Annotated in this window: 4 protein-coding genes and 1 pseudogene; all 5 read left to right on the plus strand. The window is 48.0% G+C overall.

All coding sequences use genetic code 11. From position 1 onward, the window contains the following. Positions 1–745: 745 nt before the first annotated feature. The gene (locus tag BN1133_RS03290) at positions 746–1,447 is read left to right on the plus strand and encodes a hypothetical protein (RefSeq protein ID WP_050665131.1); all 702 of its coding nucleotides are present in this window, start codon (positions 746–748) and stop codon (positions 1,445–1,447) included. A 684-nt stretch (positions 1,448–2,131) separates the two neighbouring features. Then, a complete protein-coding gene (locus tag BN1133_RS19965) occupies positions 2,132–3,001 on the plus strand; it encodes a hypothetical protein (RefSeq protein ID WP_153006759.1) in 870 nt (289 codons plus the stop codon). Positions 3,002–3,013: 12 nt separating this feature from the next. After that, positions 3,014–3,160 (plus strand): hypothetical protein, encoded by a 147-nt coding sequence (locus BN1133_RS19970; protein WP_157432335.1) that lies wholly within the window; start codon positions 3,014–3,016, stop codon positions 3,158–3,160. Between the two features lie 13 nt (positions 3,161–3,173). After that, entirely contained in the window at positions 3,174–3,704 is a 531-nt protein-coding gene (locus BN1133_RS03295) for a M15 family metallopeptidase (RefSeq protein WP_231686232.1), read from the plus strand. A gap of 597 nt (positions 3,705–4,301) precedes the next feature. Continuing rightward, positions 4,302–4,367 (plus strand): annotated as a pseudogene (locus BN1133_RS20405) (transposase); the annotation flags it as partial.

Genomic DNA, 4,367 nt, shown 5'->3' on the forward strand with positions numbered 1-4,367 from the left:
GGCGAGTGACTTTTCTTTGCGTGGCCAAAGAAAAGTCACCAATCGAGCGGCCAACCCCGCTGATTCGCTCTCCTTCGTCGAGTACCCTCGCCTCAGCCATCAGGCCGACGGTACGCGCCGACGGTCCATCCTTGGACCGCCGCCTCTCGCTCGACATCCCTGTCTCGCGACCTGGCCTGATGGCCTCACCTCGGCGAATCAGAGGGGGAACCAATACCGTGCCCCACGGATACTCTTACCGATACGGGATGCATTGATGTAGCCACTGATCGTCCCTGACCTTGCTCCCTTACCTCGGCGGATTGAAGGGGGGACCAATACCGTGCCCGACAGTAGCTAAGTGGGCTCGCCACGCGGGGAGGAAATGGAGGAAATCGGGACACCCACCGTTCCTCCTGACCTTGCTACCCCCCCTCGGCGGATTGAAGGGGGAGCCAATACCCTGCCCCTCTGATGCATTTGCCGAACTGGCTGCATTCGTAGGCGCCAATAGCGCAGCGTATTCGAGCGTTCGCGGTCCGAGTCTGAAGCCGTGCCTGTGCGTTTAACTGTTCCAATGACGCTCGAAAACATGACGTACTGAGGCTGGCGGAGTCGGTGTCTCTCACTGGGTAGAAGAGGGGGCAAAAAGGCGTAGTTTTGGGCAAAAAACGAAAGCATGACCACGAAGTGTGAATTTAAGATTCAGGGGTTTTATTCATCAGGAGATGCGTTCAACGCGTTCGTCTCTCCCCTTGGAGGCTGTATGTTTATTCGAAATCCCTTCAGTGCCAACACCATGACAGGGCAGGAGCGCTTCACCCCGACAGAGCATGCGAGGGAAGGTATTCGGTTGTCAAAAGCCGATGCCATGGCTAAAAGGCAAGAGATCAAAGAACAAACCATTACCCAATTATCAAACGAGCTATGGCTTGGCAGGGACGGCGATACGGTGGTCGCCAAAGCCTGTCAATCCGCTTTTAAGGCTCTGGGGAGCCCGTCAGACAAGCAGGATGCAGCCAAACAGCACCTCCTCTGTTATGCCGCCTTTAAGTTAGACAAGCTAATCGAAAATGGCAGTTATCTTGCCAGCCCAGAGGTCAACAAACCAATACTGAACAATATCGCCATGATGTTGGGGATCGACAGACATAATGCCGGAAAAAGCGCTCTCGAGAGTGCGGCGAGGGTATTGGTCGACAAGGCGGGTCTGGATCGGGTTGACCATGCCGATCGGGACATCAAGTCCGCAGTAAGAGATAAGCTGGTTCAAAAGACGCTTCATAGCTTGACCGAAGAGATGAACCATGTGGTCGATGCATTTTTTGAAAAACATGGCGTACAAGACGCCGATGGCCATTCCGTCAGCGCCGCAAGAATCGATTTTAAAATCTATGACGGTCTGCAGGCGCATCACCAGACCCTGCGTGAACAAAATATCAATGCACTGCACAGTGGCCTGGTCTGAATAGAGCAAGCGTATGGAATGTGCGCTACCACTATGTACAGTCTCCTGACGTCTCCTGACACCGGCCACAAGCCGGTGTCTCACTCACCACTGCCCCACCTTCGGCATCGATACCCGAGCTTGCCGCAGAGCCACAGACCTTCTCGGGCTCTGATGCACTGACGCCGCTCCGTCCTTGCTACCTCCCCTTGTCATATGGAAAAGCGTGCCCTTTTGGGACTCTTTCAACACCAACACTCACCTTCACATATAAATATTGATTGGTTTATTGATCCGGCTCAATGAATGAGCGCTCCCCGCTCTCGCCTCAGGCTCCAGTTGCTAACATTTTCATTCGGATACCTACTCATTGGAGTCACCTATGAGCCAGGCCAGAGCAACAATACAAACAAAAGCAGCAGACTGGAGGCTGTAATTCAGGGGCGGTAGCCTTGTCAGCCTTTCCATCACTAATACTTCAACCGTTTCTTATTAAAAAGTAATGACAGTGATGGAGGTGTCAATCATTTAACCCAAGAATATCGCCCATAAATTCTTCCAGTACCAACTTATGCCGAGATTAATAAAGCACAGAATCATACATCATAAAACAACAATTCATTGTCACTATCAATACCTTAATTTTTCAATGAGTCATATAGCAGGAACATAGCAATGAGACATCACTAGCATAGGAGGCTAATCATGCCTAAAAAACTAAAAACAACAGTGTTCTTAGTTATTTTTATGTTCTTAGGGCTAAGCGGATGTTCCACAATAAGTGGTTATCCCAATACCAGTAAGGCAGATCTTCCATCAAATTCGGATAGCATATTTCTTTTTTCCGACGAAGAATATAAGTATATAATTGATGAAACCACACGCAATAACATCATTCATAAAAGAATTAGAGACATTGATTTAGCGTACTCTGAATTTGAGGCAAACATATACAAGGAAAATATATCTTTCGATTTATCAACAGATATAGCAGTGCTTGCACTATCGGGTGGAACTGTTATCGCAGGAGGGGCGGAAACTAAAGAGGCACTAGCTGCTATCACTACATTCATTTTGGGTAGCAAAGCCTCATTTGATAAAAAAGCACTTCTCGAAAACACTATGGCAATACTAGTAAAGAAAATGCGAGCCGACAGGGCTCAAGTAAGAAATGATATCTTGCTAGGGACTAAACAGTTATTTTCTTACTATGATGCAGGTAATGCATCGATTGATATTGCTCGCTATTATTACTCTGGAACCATTCCTAGTGCTCTCACAGGACTCGCCAAAGTCTCTGTCGATGAAGAGACTAGGGCTAATGAAACTCATAAGAAAATAATTAATGATCAATTCATGTCTGATCCAGCCCGTAAATGTTTAATAAGTTATTGGAAGCCAAACAATGTCATTGATGCCAACCATCAAAATGAACTGACGACCTGGATAAAAAACTCAAAATATAACAACATGAAATTTGGATTGTTTCTGAATGGCTCTAGCGCGGCAAAAGCCCGCATAGACGCAGCTAACTATTTAATAGTCAATGGTAAAATTGATAACTGTCCATTATAAATGGGGTGAAATATGAAAGTCTGCTATGTTTTAGATAATATACCGGAAGAAGAACTGGAAAATGTCAAGGACTCCATTGCTGTAGATGGATGCCATGCTGAAATAGAAAAGCTAGACAATGGTAGATATAGAGTTAAAGCTGTCTGCGAAGATAAATAACAACGATACACTCATGTTTATGAGTCATTTTATGGCAATTTTAAATGACATCAACAACATAAAAAGGAGAATTGTTATGGCCATATATACACTTGGACAGCATTCCCTTACAGAGCTTGAAGGTGTTCATCCAGATCTGATTCAAGTCGTTAAACGAGCAATAGAAATTACCCCTGTCGATTTTTCAGTTATCGATGGAGTGCGCACCATCGAAGAACAGCGGGCTTATGTCGCCAGCGGCGCGAGTACCACCATGTCCTCCCGTCACTTGGGTGGATATGCCGTTGATTTGGCCGCTTATATAGGAAACAAGGTGCGTTGGGAAACCGAGTTGCTCTGCAAAATAGCTCTCGCTATGCGTGAAGCCGCCCATGAGTACGGAGTACCTATTCGCTGGGGAGGAAACTGGGATGTGTTACTCACAGACTCTGAGATTCCCCCTGATGAATTGATTCAAGCCTATATCCAAAAACGCATCAGCCAAGGCCGCAAGCCATTCGTTGATGCACCGCACTATGAGCTTCCAAAAGACCAATATGCCTAGCCCTTGGAGCTGCGACACCAAACAGAGTGAGGAGATTGGCGCATCTTAGGCTCTGCACGCCAGGTAACGGACAACAGCCCGGCAAGCGATGAGAGGCCCATGCAGCAACAATGAGAGTCCTGTCCCTCTGTTGCATTTGCTGATGTTGAAGCACTGGGATAGCCACCACCAACCACGCTGGCTATCCCAATTTAATGGATCAATTTATTGATCTTGCTCAGGAAACCATCGTCTCCTGCTTCCCTCCCCCGCTCCACTCGCTAACATAGCCGTTTGGCAACCTACTCACCGGAGTCACCCATGCGCCAGGCCAAGGCAAGATCGCAGGTTAACAGCAGCAGACTGGAGGCTGTCATTCAGGGGCGGTAGCCTTGCCGGATGGCAGGGATAAGCTAGTGGGGCAACCACCCAAGATGGTGACCGCCCCAATTTCATATCAGGCTACTGGAGACCACAGAATTGCCATAGTCTGTTTCGAACGGATAACAAGAGCAGTCCATAGGCTGAGGTTTGCATGAAGAATTCTGGGACACCCACCGTTTTGACAGGGGCGTAGTGCTCTGCTGGACTTGAAGCATCGCTGCCGAGGAGCTCGCCATGACCATCGCCCGTTCACGTCAAATCAGCCTGCAGGATACGCCTTACTACCACGTGGTGAGCCGC

Source organism: Aeromonas schubertii, assembly GCF_000820105.1.
GTDB classification, from domain to species: Bacteria; Pseudomonadota; Gammaproteobacteria; order Enterobacterales; family Aeromonadaceae; genus Aeromonas; species Aeromonas schubertii.